Origin of the sequence: Citrobacter sp. RHB21-C05 (assembly GCF_013889015.1) — a bacterium.
In the GTDB taxonomy this organism is placed as follows: Bacteria; Pseudomonadota; Gammaproteobacteria; order Enterobacterales; family Enterobacteriaceae; genus Citrobacter_A; species Citrobacter_A sedlakii.
Window position 1 is genome coordinate 2,612,756 of the sequence record NZ_CP057611.1, and the last position, 22,080, is coordinate 2,634,835.

The window sequence follows — 22,080 nt, forward strand, 5'->3', positions numbered from 1 at the left end:
GTTATTTGGCGGGAGCGGGCTGTTCTGCGGGCTTCTCTTTTTCGAGCCGCGCCAGATCCAGCGCGATTTTCACGGTTTCATCAAGATACGGATCCGGCTCCTGGTAATCTTTCGGCAGATCGTCCAGTTTCTTCAACACCGGTTTGCCTTCACGCGTAAACCGATCGTTGATCCGCGCCAGACGCAACGCATCATCTTCATTATTCTCTTTTTCACGCTGAGCATAATTGAGAGAAACGATATTGCGTTTATCCTTCATAGCATTGAAACGGGCAATGTCCTTCATGATGTACTGGAACTCAGGATCGCTGGCGATACGGGCATTGTGCGCTTTCAGCAACGCGGGTCCGAACGGTTTGAGATCGTCTGACTTCACATAAGTTGCCGCATCAATGCTATCCCACGGCAGTGCGTTATCTTCGAATTTCTCACCGGTTTCCGTCTCTTCATTACCTGTCGGCATGATGATATCCGGCGTTACCCCTTTGCGCTGGGTACTGCCGCCGTTCACGCGGTAGAATTTCTGAATCGTATACTGCACCGAGCCCAGCGCGGGCCATTCCGGACGCAGCATTTGATCGTAAATACGGTTCAGGGAACGATATTGCTGAACGGTACCTTTGCCGAAGGTCGGTTCGCCAACGATTAACGCACGACCGTAGTCCTGCATCGCCGCGGCGAAGATTTCCGACGCCGATGCGCTAAAGCGATCGACCATTACCACCAGCGGCCCTTTATAGTACACAACGCCATCGGTGTCGCTGTCTTCACGGACTTTACCGTTATTGTCGCGCACCTGGACCACCGGACCTGAAGGGATAAACAGACCAGAGAGCGAAACAGCCTCGGTCAATGCCCCGCCGCCGTTGGTACGCAGATCGATAATGACGCTGCTGACGTTCTGTTTTTCCAGCTTCTGCAACTGGACTTTCACATCGTCAGTCAGACCGACGTAGAAGCCCGGAATGTCCAACACGCCGACCTTCTCTTTGCCGACGGTTTTAACGGTCATTTTAACCGCGCGATCTTCAAGACGAATACGTTCACGGGTCAGCGTCACAATGCGGGTTTTTGTCCCCTTACCGGCAGGCAAAATTTCCAGGCGAACCTTACTGCCCTTTGGACCTTTGATAAGCGCAACGACGTCATCAAGACGCCAGCCAATCACATCCACCATGCTCTTGCCGGTCTGTCCTACGCCGACAATGCGATCGCCAACGCTAATCGCTTTACTTTTCGCCGCCGGACCGCCCGCGACCATGGAGTTAATAACCGTATAGTCGTCATCCATCTGCAACACCGCGCCAATACCTTCCAGAGACAGGCTCATTTCAGTATTAAACTGCTCGGTGTTGCGCGGCGAGAGGTAGTTGGTATGGGGGTCGATTTCGCGGGCGAATGCCGTCATCGCCAGGGAAAAAACGTCTTCACTGTTGGTCTGAGTCAAACGGCGAATCGCTGATTTATAGCGGCGCGTCAGCGTTTCGCGAATTTCTTTGTCGGTTTTGCCGGTCAGCTTGAGGCTAAGCTCATCAAATTTCACTTTGCTGTCCCACAGCACATTCAGCTCAGCCTCATTTTTCGGCCAGGGCGCTTTGCTGCGGTCCAGGTTGAAATTATCGTTGCCGGTAAAATCCATCGGACGTTTCAGCACCGTTAACGCGTACTGATACCGTTCGAAGCGACGCTTTTGCGCCAGATTGTAGAGATCGTAGAAAACGTCAAGCTTTCCCGAACGTAGCTCGTCACCTATTTGGCCTTTCTTCTTCGCGTACTGTTCTACGTCGCCAGCCAGCAGTACGTTATGGCTATAGTCGAGAAGATTTAAATAACGGTCGAAAATTTTGGCGGAAAAAGCCTCGTCAAGATCGAACTGACGATAATGCGAACGCGTGAAGCGCGACGTAACGCGCTCACTGACGGTCGCATGTTGCGTTTCTTCCTTAAGGACGGGAATTTGATCGGCACGCGTAATGTCGTCTACAGCGAAGGTCTGGCCTGCTAGTGCAAGCAGGCCAGCTAACGCGGTAAGCCTAAAAATTCTGTTCATGCCAGGCCTGGCCTCCGTTTCAGAACACCAGGTGTTCTGCGCGTACAATCAAAGACATACCCGAATTCAGCTGTACACGGACACCATCTTTGGTGATTTCTAATACCGTGGCATCCATCGCATCGTTACCCGCTTTCACCTTCAGAGACTGGCCTACGCTCAGGACGGAAATATCCGAAACCGGAGTCAGCTTCTCTTCACGAGGGGCGCGCGGCGCTTTTGCAGCCGGTTTTTCTGCACGCGGTTTACGTTCGGTCGCGTCTTTACGGCGCGGCGCTGGACGCGGCTTGCGCTCGCGGCGTGGCGCGTCGGTGGTTTCCCCTGCGGCAGCGGCAGCTTCACGTTTTTTCGCTTGCTGTTCCGCACGCTGCGCCTGAACGCGTGCTTTCGCTTCTTCAAGCTGCTTACGCGCGTGTTCAACATGCTGCTCATCCAGCTCACCGCACGGGTTGCCGTCGAGATCAACACGCGTCGCACCCGGCTTCACGCCGTACAGGTAACGCCAGCTGGAAGTATAAAGACGTAAAGCGGAACGAAGTTGCGTTTTGCTGAGGTTCATTTCCCCCTCAATACGCTCCACCAGATCCTGAAAAATACCAATTTTCAGCGGGCGCGCTTCGCCTTCCGCACTAAAGCACTGCGGAAAACGCTCGGCCAAAAACGCGATAACTTCTTTACTGCTATTCAACTTAGGTTGATTTTCCATGAAATTTCCTGATTACAACGGACGTAGCCAACAAGCCGCAGGCATGAACAGGCGTCATTATAATGACGCCATCAGTAATTGCTACGTTATCCGTTGATTATCCTGCGACGCTCGCAAAGAATTTTTTGTAATCCGACGTTGCAAGCACGGTCTGGAGCTGTTCTACCAGCTCACGAAGTCCGGCTTCGTCCTCTTCAGTGAAACGCCCGAACACCGTACTGTCGATATCCAGCACGCCGATTTGCTGCGCGTTTACCGTAACCGGCAGCACGATTTCCGCATTGCTCGCGGCATCGCAGGCTATGTGTCCATCAAACGCGTGAACGTCTTCAATACGCTGAACCTGATTTTGCGCGATGGCGGTACCGCATACGCCGCGCCCCACCTGGATCCGCACGCAGGCGATTTTGCCCTGAAACGGGCCCAGCACCAACGTGTCGTTTTCCAGCAGGTAAAAACCCGCCCAGTTCACGTCCGCCAGACGTTCGTACAGCAGCGCGCTGGTATTCGCCAGCGTTGCCAAAAAACTGGTCTCCCCTGCCATCAATGCCTGAAAATCGCGGTTCAGATCCGCATACAGCTCGGTCTTGTTCATTATTTAATCACTTGGTTGTCTTACGCTTACTGCCGGACTATTAAAATAAGCATTAAATGCGTTATTGCTCAAGATCATTCCCGTCATGAGTTAATATTACATTAATCTAACACTTTGAATCGCGATACATGGCTCTCAAGACTCAACACATTACGCCAACCAAAAAAATAGCGATCTGGTCCATCAGCGAAGCTCTTCCCCGTGCACACTATCAGCGCTGCCCTCAGTGCGACCTGCTGTTTAGTCTGCCGAAAATGCGTTCTCACCAGAGCGCCTATTGCCCACGCTGCCAGGCGAAAATACGCGACGGTCGCGACTGGTCGTTAACCCGTCTCGCGGCGATGGCGGTTACCATGATGCTGCTGATGCCCTTTGCCTGGGGCGAGCCGCTGCTGCACATCTATCTGCTCGGCATCCGCATTGACGCCAACGTTATGCAGGGGATCTGGCAGATGACCAAACAGGGCGATCCTGTCACCGCCGCGATGGTGTTCTTTTGCGTCGCCGGCGCGCCGCTGATCCTTGTCACCGCAATAGCCTATCTGTGGTTTGGCAATATCCTCGGCATGAACCTGCGCCCAGTCCTGCTGATGCTGGAAAGACTGAAAGAGTGGGTGATGCTGGACATTTACCTGGTCGGCATTGGCGTTGCGTCAATTAAGGTTCAGGATTACGCCTTCTTACAGCCGGGCGTCGGCCTTTTCGCTTTCGTGGCGTTAGTCATCCTGAGCATCCTGACGCTCTCGCACCTCAACGTCGAGCAACTGTGGGAGCGTTTTTATCCGCAGCGGCCAGCAAATCGACCGGACGAAAAGCTCCGCGTCTGCCTCGGCTGCCATTTTACCGGCTACCCGGATCGCCGGGGACGCTGCCCACGCTGTCACATTCCGCTGCGCGAACGTCGAAACCAGAGCATACAAAAATGTTGGGCGGCGCTGCTGGCGTCAATTGTCTTTCTGCTGCCCGCGAACCTGTTGCCTATCTCGGTGATCTACGTCAACGGCGGGCGTCAGGAAGACACCATCATGTCCGGTATTATGTCGCTCGCGAGCAGCAATATCGCCGTTGCCGCCGTGGTCTTTATCGCCAGTATTCTGGTGCCCTTTACCAAAGTGATCGTCATGTTTACCCTGCTGCTCAGCATTCATTTCAAATGTGAGCAGGGGCTGCGGACGCGCATCCAATTGCTGCGGATGGTGACCTGGATCGGCCGTTGGTCGATGCTGGATCTGTTTGTTATTTCGTTAACCATGTCGCTCATTAACCGCGACCAGATTCTTGCTTTTACTATGGGACCGGCTGCGTTTTATTTCGGCGCAGCGGTAATTTTGACTATTCTTGCTGTTGAATGGCTGGACAGCCGCTTACTTTGGGATGCACATGAGTCAGGAAACGCCCGCTTCGCAGACTGAAGCGCAAATTAAAACAAAACGCCGTATCTCGCCTTTCTGGCTATTGCCGCTCATTGCTTTAATGATTGCGGGCTGGCTGATATGGAACAGCTACGAGGATCGTGGAAACACCGTTACCATCGACTTTCAGTCGGCGGACGGTATTGTGCCAGGGCGAACGCCCGTCCGTTATCAGGGCGTCGAAGTCGGTACTGTCCAGGATATCAGCCTGAGTAAAGACCTGCGCAAAATTGAAGTGCGAGTCAGCATTAAATCAGACATGAAGGATGCCCTGCGCGAAGAAACCCAGTTCTGGCTGGTCACGCCCAAAGCCTCGCTCGCGGGCGTCTCCGGGCTTGACGCGCTGGTCGGCGGCAACTATATCGGCATGATGCCCGGCAAGGGCGCCGAAAAGGATCACTTTGTCGCTCTCGACACCCAGCCGAAATATCGTCTTGATAATGGCGATTTAATGATTCATCTGCATGCTCCGGATCTCGGTTCGCTGAACAGCGGCTCACTGGTCTATTTCCGTAAGATCCCGGTCGGCAAAGTGTATGACTACAGCATCAATCCTAATAAACAGGGCGTCACTATCGACGTGCTGATCGAACGCCGATTCACCAACCTGGTGAAAAAAGGCAGTCGCTTCTGGAACGTGTCGGGCATCGACGCAGACGTCAGCCTGAGCGGGGCGAAAGTGAAGCTCGAAAGCCTGGCCGCACTGGTTAACGGCGCTATCGCCTTTGACTCGCCGGAGTCGTCAAAACCGGCGGAGCAAGAAGATTCCTTCGGGCTGTATGAAGATCTGGCCCACAGCCAGCGTGGCGTTATTGTGAAGCTGCAACTGCCGAGCGGCGAAGGGCTGAAGGCGGACTCCACCCCGCTGATGTATCAGGGGCTTGAGGTTGGCGAACTCACCAAACTGGTATTACAACCGGGTGGTAAAGTCACCGGCGAAATGACCGTCGATCCCAGCGTGGTCACGTTATTGCGTGAGAATACCCGCATTGAACTGCGCAGTCCTAAACTCTCGCTTAGCGACGCCAATATTAGCTCGCTGCTGACGGGCAAAACCTTTGAGCTGGTACCCGGCGACGGCGAACCGCGTAGCGAGTTTGTGGTCGTTCCCGGCGAAGAAGCGCTTTTGCACGAGCCTGACGTTCTGACCCTGACTCTCACCGCGCCGGAAAGCTACGGCATTGACGCGGGGCAGCCGCTGATCCTGCATGGCGTTCAGGTCGGCCAGGTTATCGACCGCAAACTGACCCCCAAAGGCGTGACTTTTACCGTCGCCATCGATCCGCAACATCGCGATCTGGTGAAAGGCGACAGCAAATTTGTCGTCAATAGTCGGGTCGACGTCAAAGTCGGACTGGACGGCGTGGAGTTTCTCGGCGCCAGCGCCAGCGAATGGATCAACGGCGGTATTCGCATTCTGCCCGGTAATAAAGGCGAAATGAAATCCAGCTATCCGCTGTATGCCAATCTGGAAAAAGCGGTGGAAAATAGCCTCAGCGATCTGCCTACGACCACCCTGACGCTCAGCGCGGAAACGCTGCCTGACGTGCAGGCGGGTTCGGTCGTGCTGTATCGCAAATTTGAGGTGGGTGAAGTGATCACGGTGCGTCCGCGCGCCAACGCGTTTGATATCGACCTGCATATCAAACCGGAATACCGTAACCTGCTGACCAGCAACAGCGTGTTCTGGGCGGAAGGCGGCGCGAAAGTACAGCTCAACGGCAGCGGGTTGACCGTTCAGGCCTCTCCCCTGTCGCGGGCGCTGAAAGGCGCGATCAGCTTCGATAACCTGAGCGGCGCGAGCGCCAGCCAGCGTAAAGGCGACAAACGCATTCTGTACGCCTCGGAAACCGCCGCCCGCGCCGTTGGCGGCCAGATTACCCTTCACGCTTTTGATGCCGGGAAGCTGGCTGCCGGCATGCCGATCCGCTACCTCGGGATTGATATCGGGCAAATCCAGACCCTGGAACTGATCACCGCCCGCAACGAAGTTCAGGCGAAAGCGGTGTTATACCCGGAATACGTGCAGACCTTTGCCCGCGCGGGCACCCGTTTCTCGGTGATCACCCCGCAAATCTCGGCGGCAGGCGTGGAGCATCTGGATACCATCCTGCAACCTTATATCAACGTGGAGCCGGGGCGCGGGAATCCTCGTCGCAACTTTGAACTTCAGGAAGCCACCATCACCGACTCTCGCTATCTCGACGGTTTAAGTATTGTGGTGGAAGCGCCGGAGGCCGGTTCGCTGGCTATCGGTACGCCGGTCCTGTTCCGCGGGATAGAGGTCGGAACGGTGACCGGCATGACGCTGGGTTCGCTGTCGGACCGCGTGATGATTGCCCTGCGCATCAGCCAACGTTATCAACATCTGGTGCGCAATAATTCGGTCTTCTGGCTGGCCTCCGGCTACAGTCTGGACTTCGGCCTGACGGGCGGCGTCGTGAAAACCGGCACCTTTAATCAGTTCATTCGCGGCGGCATTGCCTTTGCTACCCCGCCAGGCATACCGCTGGCGCCGAAAGCGCAGGCAGGCAAACACTTCCTGTTGCAGGAAAGCGAACCGAAAGAGTGGCGCGAATGGGGAACGGCTCTGCCGCGCTAATACCATTGCTCCGGCGTGCTCGCGCCGGAGCCTTTATGCTACACTGCGCGCCTGTTTTACTGCCGCTGGTGCCGCTCCGTGACTCAACACGCTGTTTATTTTCCTGAAGCCTTTCTCACGCAAATGCGCGAGGCGATGCCCGCCTCCCTCTCTTTCGACGATTTTCTCGCCGCCTGCCAGCGTCCGCTGCGTCGCAGCATTCGCGTCAACACCCTGAAAATCACGGTCGCCGACTTCCTTACCCTGACCGCGCCTTACGGCTGGTCGCTTACGCCGGTGCCGTGGTGCGAGGAAGGATTCTGGATCGCGCGGGATGATGAAGACTCACTGCCGCTGGGCAGTACCGCAGAGCATCTGAGCGGGCTGTTTTACATTCAGGAAGCCAGTTCGATGCTGCCGGTCGCCGCGCTGTTTGCCGACGGGAATATGCCGGAACGCGTTATGGACGTTGCCGCCGCGCCAGGTTCAAAGACGACGCAAATCGCTGCGCGGATGGGGAACCGGGGAGCGATTCTGGCGAACGAATACGCCGCCAGCCGGGTAAAAGTGCTTCACGCTAACATCAGCCGCTGCGGGATCGGTAACGTGGCGCTCACCCACTTTGATGGCCGCGTATTCGGCGCGGCGCTGCCGGAAATGTTCGACGCCATTCTGCTTGATGCGCCCTGCTCAGGCGAAGGCGTCGTGCGTAAAGATCCCGATGCGCTGAAAAACTGGTCCGTTGAGAGCAATCATGCGATCGCCGCAACACAACGTGAACTGATCGACAGCGCGTTCCATGCGCTGCGCCCTGGCGGCACGCTGGTCTATTCAACCTGTACGCTGAACCGTGAAGAAAATGAAGCCGTCGTACACTGGCTGAAAGGACAGTATGGCGATGCCGTCGAATTTCTGCCGCTCGCCGACCTCTTTCCACAAGCAAAACAAGCGCTCACGGCAGAGGGTTTCCTGCATGTTTTCCCGCAGATTTATGATTGCGAAGGCTTCTTTGTGGCGCGTCTGCGCAAAACGGCGTCGATCCCGCCTTTGCCGGCCCCAACATACAAGGTAGGCAATTTTCCTTTTGCACCCGTAAAAGACCGCGACGCGACAAAGATTGTCCAGGCCGCGAACGCCCTCGGTCTGAAATGGGACAACGGTATGCGTCTGTGGCAACGCGATAAAGAGCTATGGCTTTTCCCGGCGGAGATCGAACCCGTGATCGGAAAAGTCCGTTTCTCACGTCTGGGCATTAAGCTCGCTGAGACCCATAACAAGGGTTTCCGCTGGCAGCACGAAGCGGTGATTGCGCTTGCCGATGTCACCCATCGTACGGCCTTTGAACTTACCCCAGAGGAAGCCGAAGCGTGGTATCGCGGGCGTGATGTCTACCCACAGCACACGCCTGATACGGATGACGTTCTGGTCACTTTTCAGCATCAGCCGATTGGTCTGGCGAAACGCATCGGTTCGCGTTTGAAAAACAGCTATCCGCGCGAGCTGGTTCGTGACGGCAAATTGTTTACCGGTAACGCGCAAAAGAACTAATTTTGCGCATTTTTTGACTGGCGCTTTTGCCTGCGTTGACTACGCTGAAAAATGGACGGCTAAACTGGTCGTACCACAAACAGTGAACCAACGGAGAGCACGATGATGAAAACCAGTGTGCGCATTGGCGCCTTTGAAATCGACGATGCCGAATTACACGGCGAGTCGCCGGGAGACCGAACGTTAACCATTCCGTGTAAATCCGATCCGGATTTATGTATGCAACTGGATGCCTGGGACGACGAAACCAGCATCCCTGCCATCCTCAACGGGGAACATTCGGTGCTGTTCCGCAACCATTACGATCAACAGTCTGATGCCTGGATCATGCGCCTTGCCTGATTCAAAAAGAACCCGTCGGCCTGGCGGGTTATTTACTTCCCCTTTCCCGCTTCCGTAAATTCCTCCTACACTATTGATACGGCTGTACAAATAGAGGATGGAATGTTCGCACTGGTTCTGTTTGTGTGTTATCTGGATGGCGGTTGTGACGATATCGTGGTGGATGTATACGATACTGAGCAACAATGCCTGTATTCGATGGACGATCAGCGGATTCGCCACGGCGGTTGCTTTCCGGTCGAAGATTTTATTGATGGATTCTGGATGCCCGCGCAGCAGTACAGCGACTTTTAGCCATGACAGCACTCGCCTGGCGGGAAGAAAGCTACGCAGCCGCCAGGGGCTGCGTATTAATGAACGATTGTTTACTCGTAGAAGATGGTAAATTCCACGGCTGCATTGGCCGTGCCGGCTTTTACTGGAAGCACAGTGCCGCCGGTAGCTTCGCGAAGGCGGGAATAGCGCGCACGCAGCGGAATTGTATAACTTGTCGCGTTACTGCCCAGGTAGTTCTGATTCAAAAAAGCCTTACCTCGCCAATCGTAATTGCTGGATGCTAACGCGCTTTTATCATTTGGCAGTATCGGATCCTCGATCTCAATACAGAGCCCCTCTGAACCATTCGGCTCAGGGTCGGTTTTAACACAGGTTTGACCAAGGTAGGTAAACCCCACTTCGTTAATCGGATCGAGCCGATAGGCGATGACGCTGGGATACCAGGGGTCCTCAACAAAGGTATTGCTGCTGCCTTCACCGGCCCAACTGCTGCTGGGACTCAAATAACTAAAAGCACTCTCATAGCGTCCGGCCATCACCGGGCAATTGATCAATTGAATGTTGAAATCTTTCCACGGCGAATACCAGTTAGATCGGTTCATCGCATCAGTTATCTCATACTCCCCTAACTGCACATGCACATCCGGTGTCTGACAACTGCCAGCAACGACATTAAGGTTACCGCTAATACGAATACGTTGACCCTTTACCTGAAAGTCCGCCGCCATATTTTGGCCGGGAAAAGCGTAAGTAATAATCGGGGGAATAGTGACAGGCAGCGTCCATGTCCCTGCAGGAATATCCCCCGTTTTGACCAGCACAAACATGATATAACCGGCACCTGGCGCGACAACGTTGGCGAAGGGCATGTCTAACGAGTTCGGCGACGAGATTTTTTCGACAGGAAGAGAACGGTTGACGGTATTGTCGCGCCAGACCAGTGAAAAACCGACACCAGGTGTTCCCGTTTCATAAATGTCAAACCCCTGATACTGACCGACGGTCGCCGGTCCGCCATTTTCAAATTCTAGTCTACCGTTTACGTAAAAAGTTTCATTGCTACCCGTACTTGATGTGCAATCACTGTATCCTAAGCCCACAGCGCCCGTGTTTATTATCCGCTGCGAAAATAACTCAGAGCCAAAAGGGAGATCGCGAAGGGCACTTACCGTGACGCGATCGGAAAGAATAGGAACGTTGAGTTCGACGTAATCCTGAGGAATGATTTCACTGTCGACATTATTTATTCTTGTCCCTGAACAGGTCACCAGGGCGTTTGCCGGATGGCTATACAGCATGGCGCAGCACAGAAAACCAGTGGCGCCAACATAGCGCCAAAAGGCGGGTTTGATTTGCATGACGTTTTTCCTTAAATCACATGGCCGGTTCGCGGGGTCACTGCGACACACAGCGACCATAGATGGTCAGCATGCCGCGGCTGTCCGTTTTATCGCGAGACGGTAATTGGTAGTTGAGCAGGCACTGTTGATGCGCCGACTCTCCCCAGCGCACGTTCAGTTGACCACTCTGCTCTGCCAGGCGAGCAAAAATACGTCTTCCCTGACCCACAACGCCGACAGAATTTTGACTGCTGTCATAGACGTCCGCGCCGAACGGTACTTTGCTGTTTTCGTCAAGGACAATCAGCACCGGTGTTCCCACTGTGGTGCCATACTGAAGCTTAACGACCGCGCCGCTGTATGGCGCCACTTTCTGGCTGGTCAGGTTTAACTCAATGTCGTCGGGTAAGCCTTTCGGATCGAGGCTGACTTCGTTCATTTGCCAGGCGTTCAGATAAGGCACGACGGCATAGCCAAAACGATCGATGCTGACTCCCGGATAGCTGCTGACAGCCGCCCCTTTCGCCCCCTTCGCTTCGACCAGCGCCACGGTATCGGCGGTGTATGGCGACAGGGTTAGACCGCCGCTGTGCAGGACAGCCGTACCGTTCACGCCCAGTGAATAGTTGTGGTAGTTTTTGCCTGCCCCTGCTGCGGTCTGTAGCGTGGTGTACGGGGTGCGCAACGAACTGTTAAAGGCCGCGCTGCGGGTTCCGCCTTTGTTGGCGTTGGCGGCGCTGACGCTGTAGCTGAAGGCATTGTTGTCCAGCGCCGTCCCGCTTACCCCAATCTGTTCGCGCATGCGCCCATCGTTGTCGCGGTTGAGGTTGACGGACATCTGGCTAAACGGACTCTCGCTTGAGAAAGGAATACTCAGGCTAAGCATATAACGGGTCTCATAGTCACCCTCGCCATTGCGGTTACGGCTGGCGCTCAGGCTATAGTTAACCCGGCCGATGTGATTGTTATAGCCAAGCTGATACTGGCGATCCTGCCCATGCTGTTTCCAGTAATTCTGTTGGTAAATACTGGCATAAAAATTCCCCCAACCATCAGGCAGTCGCTGGTTAGCCGTGATCCCCAGACGGCTCTTGGGACGATATACCTCGTGCCGGCTATCATAATGATTCAGCGCCTCTCGCAGTTGCATCGCCGTCATAAAGTCCATGTAGCCTTCGGTAGAAAACCGGTAGGCCGCCACGCTGATATTGCTGCCGGTTTGAACAATAGAATGGCTGTATTTCAGCTGATAGCTTTCCCCGGACATCGTTTTGCCAAAGCGGTCATACTCTTTCGGTAATGTGCTCCTGGCATGGGTCACATCGAATGAAAAGGCGCCAACATGGGTCCCCATGGCCAACCCCACTTGCCCGGCTTTGTAGTCCTCGTTACCCTGAATACCGGTATACGCGGTGAATCGATTGGACAGCCCCCGACGCCAGGTGAACTCGGCGAGAAAAGGTTCATCCTCGACCCAGCCTTTACGCAACGTACCGAGGGTAGCGCTGTAGTGCGTGATGCCAGGGCGCAAGAGATTACTGGTGGAGGCAAACGGCACGAGCTGACGCTGTACTGAACCGTCGGCTTCTTCCACAATGACTTCAAGTTCACCACCGTAACCCGTGGAAAAGAGATCGTTAATTTCGAACGCGCCAGGCGCAACCGTCGTCTCGTACAACAAACGGTTCTGCTGCATCACTTTTACCCTGGCGTTGGTTCTGGCAATACCGGTAATTAACGGCGCATAGCCACGCTGGGAATTAGGCAGCATCTGCTCCGCGTTCGCGAGTTGAATACCGCGAAACGCCAGGGTATCAAACTGTTCGCCCGTGGTGTGGGCATCGCCCAGCGTTAATTTACTGCTTATCTCTGGAATATGACGCTGCACGTAGGTATCCAGGGCCTGGTAATGACGGCCAAAGTCTTCCTGCCAGCTCAGACTGCCGTTATGGCGAAAATGCCAGCCTAACAGGTTAAAACCGCTGTTAATCCCGGCATAAATCGCATCGCTTTCGTTATGCGAGGTTACGTTGCGGTAAAAGTTCGCATTGTAGTTCAGAATACCGGCGGTGATCCCCTGATCCCATAATGCCGGGTTAACGTAACCACGCGGGCGCTTAATTAAGTAGATATCGGCAATCGCGAGACTAAGCGTTTGTTCACCGGTATCCAACTCGAACGATGCTTCGGGCAGGATCTGATTTATCGGTAAACAGTCATTATCCTCCGCGCGGTTGAGGAGCGTGAGCGATTCCCTTGAGAGTTTCTCGGTATTAAATTCAAGATTGATAAATGTTTTTTTCGACAGACATATGTCACCGTCGACATTCTGACCTGATCCATTTGATACCTGCAGGTCATACTGCCCCATGGCAACGTCGTTGATAATCACTTCAACGTTATATTTCCCGGGGATCGGGATACCTTTCTGAAAACGAGCGATATCAATACGGTTTTTGCTATCAGGACTAATAAAATTGGTATTGAATTCAACGAAAGAAGTATCAGCCGCACAGGCAACAGAAAAACAGGCGGTAGCAATGGCAATCGCAAGAGGACAAAGCGTCATTGTGCCGGTGATGGTTAAATTAAGGTTCCGTTCCATGATATCTTCCTGTAACTGCACTTTATAATTTTGTATTCGGCATTACTTTTTTTCTGTTTCAATAAGACGCATAGCGCCATAGTCGTTAATGATGAAGGGATAGTAATTACCCGCAGCACGGCTGAGCTGAAAGGTTTTTACCTCGCCAGGCGCCAGCATCCCGCCGTTGCCAATACTGACTTTCCCGTCACGATCCTCAGAAAAGTAAGCGACATTAATAAAATATGGGGTGGGATTATTGGCGGTTACCGTCGTGCCCTGACGCGTCCATTTCACCTGCTGCTGGGCATCACTGGCGGTCATCGCCAGCCCGGACGGTCGATAAAAAAGCTTCAGACGAGAACGAAAAGCCATTTGCAGCATGCTTTTATCCTCGGCGTTTTTCACCTTTGCCGGGATTTCCAGTACATTGAGATAGAAGATAGACTCTTTATCTTTTCGCAAGGTCTCGCCGGTATAACGTATCCGCAATGACTGCCCTTTTCCGGGATCGACGCGGTTAATAGGAGGCGTCAACGTAAAGGGAGCCCTGGCATTATCCGGACGGGAATGACGATCGCCGGAATCTATCCACGACTGGATTAATACCGGTGATTTGCCATTATTGGTCATCTTGATGGAAACTTCTTTATCCTTTTCTGGATACACGACGCGAGTGCCGGCAATAATAACCGCACTGTTTGCGGAAAAGACCACAAGCGTGGAAAACAAGGCAAAGATAAGGGGCAGTAATTTCATTTTCATCGCTCAAGTCCTTTTTTCAGGCGAGCATTACGCTCGCCTGCAGTCATAATGAAAATATCTTTCCGTTATGATTATTCGTAATCGATACTGAAGTTAACCTGGCTTTTCACTGTTCCAGGCGTTGTCGCGCCCATTGCGTAATAACGCACGGTGTAAGGCAGGCTGGCTGCGCCGCTGCTCATATCAATGCGTGAAGTAGTAGTTGTCTGGTTAGTGTGGCCCACCTGCAGCGGCAGGTCTGTCAGTTTGTCAACCAACTGCAGCTGAACATTGGTCGCGCCATCAGGCACACTTTCGTCAGTGTTCAGCAAGTTAAAGGTAGTCGTGTCAACCGTAGAACCGTTTTCGAAGAATGCCGCCGCCGTTGATGTGCTGGTGACGCCCGTGCAGTTAGCAAGCTGGATATTAAAACCGGTATCCGCCGTTGTCTGACCTTCAGTCTGCAGCAGAGAGGTGCTGACTTCCGGCAGAACGACTGTTGCAGGTGAAGCCTGGCCGTCAACGGTGATATCACAGGTAGTACCAGTCAGTTTACCTTCAAAATAAATCGTACCATCAGCGGCCTGTGCCTGCGTGCCAAATCCTCCAGCAATTAAAGCGGCAGCCAGAAACGTTTTTTTGATGCTCATTGTACAAACTCCATGTATATTAAAATATTCACGCGGAATAAATTGCAGTAGCACGAGTATTAAACCACTTCTATTAATACCCTTTTCTTTGCGAAGGATGATATAAGCCCAGACCACGTATCACAGCGGCTGAACGTAGATGTACCCTAAGTTTTATTAGGCCTTCGACAAATAAATACTAAAGCAGCGAATTATCTCAGTAAAGGTCGATTAAGACTTTAGCTTAAAAATAGGACAAAATTCTTTATTTTGAATTTAAATAAAAATGCAGATTAAGAAATTAGTCTGATAATCAATTTTGAACGCGTTGAACGATAAATCTTTGAAAAAGATTTATCTGCACACATTTTAATTGCCAGACAGAACGCAACACCGCACAAAAAATTAAGAAAAAAATCCTAATATCCCTATTGATGACATGGTCAAGGCGCATTTCTACGTACGAGGAATTTGACCAGGCACGTTTCCGTTTACTGTCAATAAAAAAGAAACCTATTCCATCCGATAATGTTAACAAAATGTTACCAAAAAGTAATTTATTGGATAATTTTTCGCAAATGATGCTTTCAAAAGAAAGTAAATCCGCCGTATTGATGTTTTTACATACAATTTTAACCCGTTTATGGCACATGCAGGCATGAAAAACGCGCATAAAATAAGATTTTTCTTAACGCAGACACAGTCAGTAGATTCAGTGATAGTTAATAAAAGATAATTAATCTACATAATAGTAATAGATATGTTAAAAGACGAACATAAAATTCCCATTGAATTCATATAATTATACGTAATAGAAATTGGCAGTGTAAATATTTTTCTTTTCGCGTAAAAGTCGAAAAGCTAGTCGCCGCATTGCATTAAACTGTAAATACCCAGAAATCGTTATCTTTTTATGCCAGGATTTTTCCCGCAAAAACAAACATTGATTCTCTATACGTGGTGATTAATCATGCGAATGGAGAAAAGGTAATAAAAGGATATGGCCCCGTTATGGAGAGTAAAATGGGTAAGAAATTGAGCCCTGTCGCTGAACGCTTATGTCATGAGTCAACAATTACTGTTATTACGACTGACCGCTACTTCTTTATGGCGATAAAGCATATCATCCATTCAATGCTGCCAGAGATCCTGAGCGAAAAAGGTGTGCTTTATAACGTCGTACATTGTGAGAGTGTATTTCACATGAACTTTCAGGATATGATTCAAAATGAAGACAGACTGCTTATCGCAGATTACGATGTGCGGCTGATCGGCAATTCCCAGGTGCTTAACTTAATTCAGGGAATGAAAATTTTCGGTTCGATGATGCTTGTTATCCATAAGGAATTGCCTATTGCCGAGGTTGACTGTTGCTTAGCTAAAGGCGCGCCAGTGGCAGAGATCAAAAAAAATTTGCGAGACTTTATTTTGCAAAAACGCGCGCCACAAAATATCAGCATCACCAGCAATCAGCTATTGTCGCGTTTCACCCGACGCGAGCATCAGATCATTCGTATGATTCTGAAAGGTAAACGGGTTGAGAGCATCGCGAAAGCCCTTAACGTAAGCCCTAAAACCATATATGCGCATCGATCGCGCATCTATCAGAAAGTCGGTGTACGTAACCTGCAGGGACTTTTTCACAATGGAGGCTTGCTCACTTCGCAACACAAGTGAGTTCGGCCGTTGACGCCCCACTCCACGACAACTCTGCTTCCAGCGTCGCCGACTGGACGTGATAGAGGCACTGATTTTTCGTAAAAGAAATGTTAAACCGTTTTTTGCTGTGGTATAACAAAACTGACCGTAACGCCAGCTTACTGGTGATGACGGGCCTGCCTTTCACGCGATATCGCCTAAAGGCAGATAAAAAGAGACCGAATACGATTCCTGTTTCCGCCACAACCAGTCTTTTTTGATTTTATTCAAACAATTACACATCAGAAACCCGTTAAATACGGGTTTCAATGCTTACCAATACATCCATTCAAAATCAAACCGTTGCCATCTTTTTCGAGTGGGCGACGAGTGAACTTCGGGATCGCTTCGATCCGAAATCTCCCAACTTTGCGTAGCTCCTTCCAGTTTCGCAACACGCCGCTTTACCGCCTCGTTAGGATGAAGCACCATGACCTTGCATTAAGAGTCATACAGTTTACGGTGTGCATCTCTTTTTTCTTCCTGCCCTATACTTTCAGTCTGACTGACTGGAGGTTTCTATGTGTGGACGTTTTGCACAAGCCCAAACTCGTGAAGAATACCTGGCCTACCTTGCCGATGAAGGTGATCGCGATATCGCATATGACCCGGAGCCGATTGGTCGTTACAACGTGGCGCCCGGCACCAAGGTCCTGTTACTGAGCGAACGCGACGAGCAGATGCACCTCGATCCGGTGTTCTGGGGATACGCACCCGGATGGTGGGATAAAACACCACTGATTAACGCCCGCGTTGAGACTGCGGCCACCAGCAGAATGTTCAAGCCTCTCTGGCAGCATGGCCGGGCGATCTGTTTTGCCGATGGGTGGTTTGAATGGAAGAAGGAAGGCGATAAGAAACAGCCCTACTTCATCCACCGTGCAGACGGTCAACCAATATTTATGGCTGCGATCGGAAGCATACCGTTTGAGCGCGGCGACGAAGCTGAGGGTTTTCTCATCGTGACATCAGCAGCAGATCAGGGACTGGTCGATATACACGACCGACGGCCACTTGTGCTTACGCCGGAAGCGGCAAGGGAATGGATGCGCCAAGATGTTGGGGGGAAAGAGGCAGAAGAGATTATCGCCGAAGGCTCTGTGTCAGCAGACAAATTTATCTGGCACGCTGTATCGCGCTCAGTGGGAAATGTGAAAAATCAGGGACCGGAACTGATCGTGCCGATCACTTAACGCGCAGCAGATCGTCAAATCGCGTTGTATACCGGGGCGAAAGCATTTCTCGCTTCATCTGCCATTGCTGCTGGATACCCTGCCCGGCGAAATAGAGAGTTCCCTTCCCATCTTTGGCGTTGAGGTGGTCCAACACTTCCATTAGTTTTTCGCTGCCGGCACGCGGCGCATTATCATCAAACAGGTTAAGCTGCGCCACGCCCTGGCTGAAAAAGTCACCCAGCATCACCCCCGCCTTTTGATAACGGTGCCCGTCTTTCCAGATTACATCAAGACAACGCGTGGCCGCGCCGATAATGTCCCTGCTGTCCTGCGTTGGCGTGAACAATTTAACGGAAGCGCTGTTACCGTAATAAGGCTCATTGAGGGCAAAAGGTGAGGTTTTGACGAATGTCGAAATAAACCTGCAATACTGATGTTCCCCCCGTAGTTTTTCTGCCGCACGCGCTGCGTAACTACAAATGGCCTGCCTCATCTGCTCGTAATCAGTTACCCGATCGCCGAACGAACGGGAGCACACAATTTCCTGCTTTGCCGGCGCAAACTCTTCCAGCCCCAGGCATGATTCGCCACGGAGCTCTCTTACAGTTCTTTCCAACACCACGCTAAAATGCTTACGGATAAACCGGATGTCGGTGTCTGCCAGATCGAGAACCGTCTTGATCCCCATGGCCTCGAGTTTTTTAGCGATTCTGCGACCGACGCCCCATGTTTCATCAACCGGCAGCGCCGCCATTAATTTACGCTGCCGATCAACATTCGACAGGTCGACTACACCGCCGGTTTGCCTCAGCCACTTTTTCGCCGCATGATTTGCCAACTTGGCCAACGTCTTTGTCTGCCCTATGCCAACGCCTACCGCAAGTCGTGTATTCCTGTAGACAGCCTCCTGCAGTTCCCTGCCGAAGTATTCCAGCACACGGCAGTTACGCACACCAGTCAGATCACAGAACGCCTCGTCTATAGAGTAAATCTCCACCCGCGGCGCCAGCTCTTCGAGCGTGGTCATCACACGCTGGCTCATATCCGCGTACAGCTCATAGTTGCTGCTGAAGCAAACGACGCCTGCGCGCCGAATTTGATCTTTTAACTTGAAGTACGGCTCCCCCATCGCTATCCCAGCGGCTTTAGCTTCCGCGCTACGCGCAATCACGCAGCCGTCATTGTTAGACAATACGACAACGGGCCTTCCCTTAAGATCTGGCCTAAATACAGTCTCGCAACTCGCATAAAACGAGTTCACATCAACCAGGGCAAACATCATAACTCCGCTCAGCCTCAGCGACTGGCATAACGTAAGCCGATGTTTTTCTAATGTTATAATTCATAAATCCTCCCTCACATTGACACTGAGTTTTAAAACAGTATAAATACTGTATATCCAACCAGTAAAGTAAGGAGAAAAAATATGTTCGTTGAGTTGGTATATGACAAGCGTAATGTTGAAGGGCTAACGGGAGCCAGAGAGATCATCCAAGCTGAACTGACGAAGCGTGTGCATCGAATTTTCCCTGATGCAGAAGTGAAGGTTAAGCCAATGCAGGCGAACAGCCTGAATAGTGATGCCAGCAAAAGCGATCGAGAGAAGCTGAACCGCATGCTGGAGGAGATGTTTGAAGATTCTGACATGTGGCTCTCCAATGATTAACACCAAGTGAACATGTGAATGAATTACCTTTTAGGTAATCAAGGTTACACACTTCAAAATCAAGCGACAAAAAGATCGGTCAACCACACTTGATTTGATCTTTGATTGTGTCTATTATCACCTCAAAGGTTGTTTATGAGGTGTTCTATGCAATCCAAAAACTTTCTGATTTCTGAATTCAAAGAGTGGCTGCAAAATCTCCCCGAGCTAAACATCGTTAATGATGCCACAGCTCGTAATCTACGCGACTCTTCTCTTCGTCTTCTAACTGTGCTTGGTCCAGATGGCGTTGACGGGGATATCCGTGATTACAGTGTTGCCTCTATGGCAGATATGTACGCCCAATCCGCAGAAAGCAAACCATCAGACTCTAGCTTGCAAGCATACAAAAGCCGAATGCAAAGCGCTGTTGATAAGTTTATTGCTTATCAGAATGGTGAACTTGAGGGTGACAAACAGATTCAGCCTGCGAAAAAGGAGCGTAATAAAGTGGCATCTAAAAAGAAAACTTCAGAGGATGATAGTGGGATTAAGACTTTCGAATTGCCAATCCCGCTACGTGGAGAGTTGATTGTAACTATTGGAAATCTGCCTCGAGACTTGACAAAGGAAGAGGCCAAGCGAATTAGTCTTATCGTTGAATCATTCGCCATGTTTGACGATGGTTCAAAATAAAAAAGCCCCGTTCGCAGCGGGGCTTCTTTAGGTGGAAGTTTGGGAAACTTCCAGAGCGCAGGTAAACTGCTAACTCTTTTGTGTGAGAGCTTAAGAATAGCCGTTTACCGGGGTTAACACAAGGCTGGACAGGATTACAGCCTGTGTTTAAGTACAGGTAACACGTTATGAAAGCACACGATGTTAATCGCGATGACTTCATTTACGAACATGATAAACCGATTTATGTGCGCAGTTACTGCCGCGTCCGTTTCGGTGAACTTGAAAATGTTCGTCAGCACTTCCGTTCATATCCGAGTTGCTGAAGCTAAGTCCCAAACCCGGCCACCGCGCCGGGTTTTTATTTCATATTTCAGATTAAACGCCTTGAACCGTCATATTGCTTAAGTACAATCCGCAGCGGCTGGCAATCATTCAATACTCGCACTATCGAACGAACGCCAGCCTGCCGCCGCACGTTCTTGCATACGACTTGCGGCGGTTTTATTTATGAGGTAGGTTTCTGCACGTCTGCTTCCAAAGCATCATTCTGTCGCTGGTTCCAGATACTATCTGGTGGCATTTCAACACGTACGGAAACAAAAGAATCTGCAGGAATGTCTACTGGCTCGCCATTAGTTAACCCGTTGATTTCGTTTCTTGCAAACTCAGGCGCTTCCGGGTGTGTACGGTGATATGTTTTTACCAGAACAGAGCCATCAGCATTCACTTCATAATCAAGCCAGATGCGCGCGAGCTTGTTCCTGTCTACCGGAATTTCAAATCCACCATCGATCCCTCCCCATGCTGCATCTGCATTAAGACCGGTGCAACCTGCTATCAAATACTCACCTGTATTTATGTGGGTAACAGCAACTCCCTCCGACTCTTCATTCGTTTCATAGCTACCATCCCTGAATATCTTTACAATGGGAGATGCAACCTTTATGAAACCGTTCGAATCTACGGTTGTGTTTCGTTCGTCTCTGAACTTGATAACGTCACTAAGATAGTACGTATCGCCCGACGGCTGGGCGACTTTGTATCCCGCACCGTTTCTATTAATGCCTATCTGGAAAACGCTATCGCCGCCGCTGTTATCATTCCAGTTACGCGAACTTAAAACACCGACTAGCGCCGCGCTCGTTTGCTTCCATCCCTGGTCCCCTCGCATAATGGCGCTGGATACGCCTAGCGGGTAGCTGCCTAAAAGCGCATAACTTACTATGCCCCTAAAATCACGTGCGTTTTGCTGCATTAATCCTGCCTCGCCAGGCATTGGGATCGCGTCTCTGGTGTCTACCGAACGAAAGGCGGAATCTTTGATAGTGTGCTCAGCCCCGTCCGCTGGTAGGTAATAGTTGGTCTCTGCGCTACCGCGTTTAATGTTAATCTTCGCTGCCGTTTGTCCGCCGATCGTTGTACGCACCACCATAGATGCTTCGGCGTAGTCCGTTGTCCCGGTCTTATAGGAAGATGCAACCTTACCGCCTTCTACCGTTGTCCCGGACGGGGGTGTAGCCGCATCACTATTAATCACACTCCACGAAGTATTTGCCGCCGTGAAACCGCCTGACGCGCGGATAATCCATACGCCAGTAAAAGAGTTAGGTACTACGTTATTAGTACCATAGCGACCATATACAGCGCTAGATCTGGAAGCGTTAAATTCTATCCTTTCATATGCAGAAATAGGAGTGACGCCTAAAACGTTAGCGATAGTGGCGTCTCTGCTTGGCCTTGATAGTGTGAACGCGTTTTCCGTACTGTATGTGAAGTCCGCATTATTACCCGCGCTATTTGTTGTCGGCCTGTTTAGTATTGCGCCATAAATATTAGGTAACGCACTCTCGTTAACAATTCCGTTATCGTTAGAGCTACCACCATCACCACGCCCGAATAAGTACCCAACAGATCCAGACTGTACGCCGTTTAAATCAGGAACACGGAATGTTGTCGTTCCGTTACCGCTTGAGAACTTACCACGATTACGGATGTTTCCCTGCCAGTCTGACTCACTGATAGGTGTATGCATTTGAGCGTGCGCCCATAGCTCAGGCCAGTCTGCGCGATTAAGCAA

The 22,080-nt window shown here is 51.3% G+C and carries 17 protein-coding genes; 9 read left to right on the top strand and 8 right to left on the bottom strand.

Translation table 11 applies throughout. From position 1 onward, the window contains the following. Position 1: 1 nt before the first annotated feature. The 3 genes from prc to HVX72_RS12580 form a co-directional block, all read right to left on the bottom strand. On the bottom strand, positions 2-2,050 hold the full coding sequence (gene prc, locus HVX72_RS12570) for a carboxy terminal-processing peptidase (RefSeq protein ID WP_181821475.1): 2,049 nt from the start codon (positions 2,048-2,050) through the stop codon (positions 2-4). Between the two features lie 19 nt (positions 2,051-2,069). Beyond that, the gene (proQ, locus tag HVX72_RS12575) at positions 2,070-2,756 is read right to left on the bottom strand and encodes an RNA chaperone ProQ (protein WP_181821476.1); all 687 of its coding nucleotides are present in this window, start codon (positions 2,754-2,756) and stop codon (positions 2,070-2,072) included. Positions 2,757-2,853: 97 nt separating this feature from the next. Then, positions 2,854-3,351 carry a GAF domain-containing protein gene (locus HVX72_RS12580; RefSeq protein WP_181821477.1) on the bottom strand — a complete coding sequence of 166 codons (498 nt, stop codon included), beginning with the start codon at positions 3,349-3,351 and terminating at the stop codon, positions 2,854-2,856. A gap of 128 nt (positions 3,352-3,479) precedes the next feature. Here HVX72_RS12580 and yebS point away from each other — a divergent pair, with 128 nt between their 5' ends. The 5 genes from yebS (at position 3,480) to HVX72_RS12605 (ending at position 9,528) form a co-directional block, all read left to right on the top strand. Beyond that, on the top strand, positions 3,480-4,763 hold the full coding sequence (gene yebS / locus HVX72_RS12585) for a membrane integrity lipid transport subunit YebS (RefSeq protein ID WP_042287824.1): 1,284 nt from the start codon (positions 3,480-3,482) through the stop codon (positions 4,761-4,763). Continuing rightward, positions 4,732-7,365, top strand: coding sequence for a PqiB family protein (locus HVX72_RS12590; protein ID WP_181821478.1), 2,634 nt, complete (start codon positions 4,732-4,734; stop codon positions 7,363-7,365). The genes yebS and HVX72_RS12590 overlap by 32 nt, the downstream gene beginning before the upstream one ends. A gap of 78 nt (positions 7,366-7,443) precedes the next feature. After that, a complete protein-coding gene (rsmF, locus tag HVX72_RS12595) occupies positions 7,444-8,892 on the top strand; it encodes a 16S rRNA (cytosine(1407)-C(5))-methyltransferase RsmF (protein ID WP_072014989.1) in 1,449 nt (482 codons plus the stop codon). Between the two features lie 105 nt (positions 8,893-8,997). After that, positions 8,998-9,234, top strand: coding sequence for a YebV family protein (locus HVX72_RS12600; RefSeq protein ID WP_167333858.1), 237 nt, complete (start codon positions 8,998-9,000; stop codon positions 9,232-9,234). Between the two features lie 102 nt (positions 9,235-9,336). After that, complete coding sequence (locus HVX72_RS12605; RefSeq protein ID WP_042287832.1) at positions 9,337-9,528, top strand: YebW family protein; 192 nt, start codon at positions 9,337-9,339, stop codon at positions 9,526-9,528. 71 nt (positions 9,529-9,599) lie between these two features. Here the strand turns inward: HVX72_RS12605 and HVX72_RS12610 are convergent, their stop codons facing one another. From HVX72_RS12610 to HVX72_RS12625, 4 genes are all read right to left on the bottom strand, one after another. Then, on the bottom strand, positions 9,600-10,868 hold the full coding sequence (locus HVX72_RS12610; protein ID WP_181821479.1) for a fimbrial protein: 1,269 nt from the start codon (positions 10,866-10,868) through the stop codon (positions 9,600-9,602). A gap of 37 nt (positions 10,869-10,905) precedes the next feature. Continuing rightward, positions 10,906-13,455 carry a fimbria/pilus outer membrane usher protein gene (locus HVX72_RS12615; protein ID WP_181821480.1) on the bottom strand — a complete coding sequence of 850 codons (2,550 nt, stop codon included), beginning with the start codon at positions 13,453-13,455 and terminating at the stop codon, positions 10,906-10,908. A 42-nt stretch (positions 13,456-13,497) separates the two neighbouring features. Beyond that, complete coding sequence (locus HVX72_RS12620) at positions 13,498-14,199, bottom strand: molecular chaperone (protein ID WP_233459180.1); 702 nt, start codon at positions 14,197-14,199, stop codon at positions 13,498-13,500. 71 nt (positions 14,200-14,270) lie between these two features. Next, on the bottom strand, positions 14,271-14,828 hold the full coding sequence (locus HVX72_RS12625) for a fimbrial protein (RefSeq protein ID WP_082636783.1): 558 nt from the start codon (positions 14,826-14,828) through the stop codon (positions 14,271-14,273). 1,002 nt (positions 14,829-15,830) lie between these two features. Here HVX72_RS12625 and HVX72_RS12630 point away from each other — a divergent pair. Together HVX72_RS12630 and HVX72_RS12635 are read left to right on the top strand one after the other, a co-directional pair. Next, the gene (locus tag HVX72_RS12630) at positions 15,831-16,484 is read left to right on the top strand and encodes a LuxR C-terminal-related transcriptional regulator (protein ID WP_181821481.1); all 654 of its coding nucleotides are present in this window, start codon (positions 15,831-15,833) and stop codon (positions 16,482-16,484) included. A 542-nt stretch (positions 16,485-17,026) separates the two neighbouring features. Then, positions 17,027-17,698: an SOS response-associated peptidase gene (locus HVX72_RS12635; protein WP_181821482.1), complete on the top strand. Its 672-nt coding sequence runs from the start codon at positions 17,027-17,029 to the stop codon at positions 17,696-17,698. On the opposite strand, the gene HVX72_RS12640 is transcribed toward HVX72_RS12635, so the two are convergent. After that, positions 17,691-18,959 carry a Y-family DNA polymerase gene (locus HVX72_RS12640; RefSeq protein ID WP_181823276.1) on the bottom strand — a complete coding sequence of 423 codons (1,269 nt, stop codon included), beginning with the start codon at positions 18,957-18,959 and terminating at the stop codon, positions 17,691-17,693. The two genes, HVX72_RS12635 and HVX72_RS12640, sit on opposite strands and share 8 nt — an antisense overlap. Positions 18,960-19,106: 147 nt before the next feature. On the opposite strand from HVX72_RS12640, the gene HVX72_RS12645 reads away from it, so the two are divergent. Then, positions 19,107-19,346 carry a DinI family protein gene (locus tag HVX72_RS12645; RefSeq protein ID WP_181821483.1) on the top strand — a complete coding sequence of 80 codons (240 nt, stop codon included), beginning with the start codon at positions 19,107-19,109 and terminating at the stop codon, positions 19,344-19,346. A 147-nt stretch (positions 19,347-19,493) separates the two neighbouring features. Further along, on the top strand, positions 19,494-20,021 hold the full coding sequence (locus tag HVX72_RS12650) for a hypothetical protein (protein WP_181821484.1): 528 nt from the start codon (positions 19,494-19,496) through the stop codon (positions 20,019-20,021). Positions 20,022-22,080 lie beyond the last annotated feature (2,059 nt).

What these genes read in the sequence shown, in the direction of transcription:
- HVX72_RS12645 (WP_181821483.1), top strand. Translation starts at nt 19,107, where the DNA reads ATGTTCGTTGAGTTGGTATATGACAAGCGTAATGTTGAAGGGCTAACG.
- HVX72_RS12590 (WP_181821478.1), top strand. Translation starts at nt 4,732, where the DNA reads ATGAGTCAGGAAACGCCCGCTTCGCAGACTGAAGCGCAAATTAAAACA.
- HVX72_RS12610 (WP_181821479.1), bottom strand. Translation starts at nt 10,868, where the DNA reads ATGCAAATCAAACCCGCCTTTTGGCGCTATGTTGGCGCCACTGGTTTT.
- HVX72_RS12580 (WP_181821477.1), bottom strand. Translation starts at nt 3,351, where the DNA reads ATGAACAAGACCGAGCTGTATGCGGATCTGAACCGCGATTTTCAGGCA.
- HVX72_RS12640 (WP_181823276.1), bottom strand. Translation starts at nt 18,959, where the DNA reads ATGTTTGCCCTGGTTGATGTGAACTCGTTTTATGCGAGTTGCGAGACT.
- HVX72_RS12620 (WP_233459180.1), bottom strand. Translation starts at nt 14,199, where the DNA reads ATGAAAATGAAATTACTGCCCCTTATCTTTGCCTTGTTTTCCACGCTT.
- yebS (WP_042287824.1), top strand. Translation starts at nt 3,480, where the DNA reads ATGGCTCTCAAGACTCAACACATTACGCCAACCAAAAAAATAGCGATC.
- prc (WP_181821475.1), bottom strand. Translation starts at nt 2,050, where the DNA reads ATGAACAGAATTTTTAGGCTTACCGCGTTAGCTGGCCTGCTTGCACTA.
- HVX72_RS12600 (WP_167333858.1), top strand. Translation starts at nt 8,998, where the DNA reads ATGAAAACCAGTGTGCGCATTGGCGCCTTTGAAATCGACGATGCCGAA.
- HVX72_RS12630 (WP_181821481.1), top strand. Translation starts at nt 15,831, where the DNA reads ATGGGTAAGAAATTGAGCCCTGTCGCTGAACGCTTATGTCATGAGTCA.
- HVX72_RS12635 (WP_181821482.1), top strand. Translation starts at nt 17,027, where the DNA reads ATGTGTGGACGTTTTGCACAAGCCCAAACTCGTGAAGAATACCTGGCC.
- proQ (WP_181821476.1), bottom strand. Translation starts at nt 2,756, where the DNA reads ATGGAAAATCAACCTAAGTTGAATAGCAGTAAAGAAGTTATCGCGTTT.
- HVX72_RS12625 (WP_082636783.1), bottom strand. Translation starts at nt 14,828, where the DNA reads ATGAGCATCAAAAAAACGTTTCTGGCTGCCGCTTTAATTGCTGGAGGA.
- HVX72_RS12650 (WP_181821484.1), top strand. Translation starts at nt 19,494, where the DNA reads ATGCAATCCAAAAACTTTCTGATTTCTGAATTCAAAGAGTGGCTGCAA.
- HVX72_RS12615 (WP_181821480.1), bottom strand. Translation starts at nt 13,455, where the DNA reads ATGGAACGGAACCTTAATTTAACCATCACCGGCACAATGACGCTTTGT.
- HVX72_RS12605 (WP_042287832.1), top strand. Translation starts at nt 9,337, where the DNA reads ATGTTCGCACTGGTTCTGTTTGTGTGTTATCTGGATGGCGGTTGTGAC.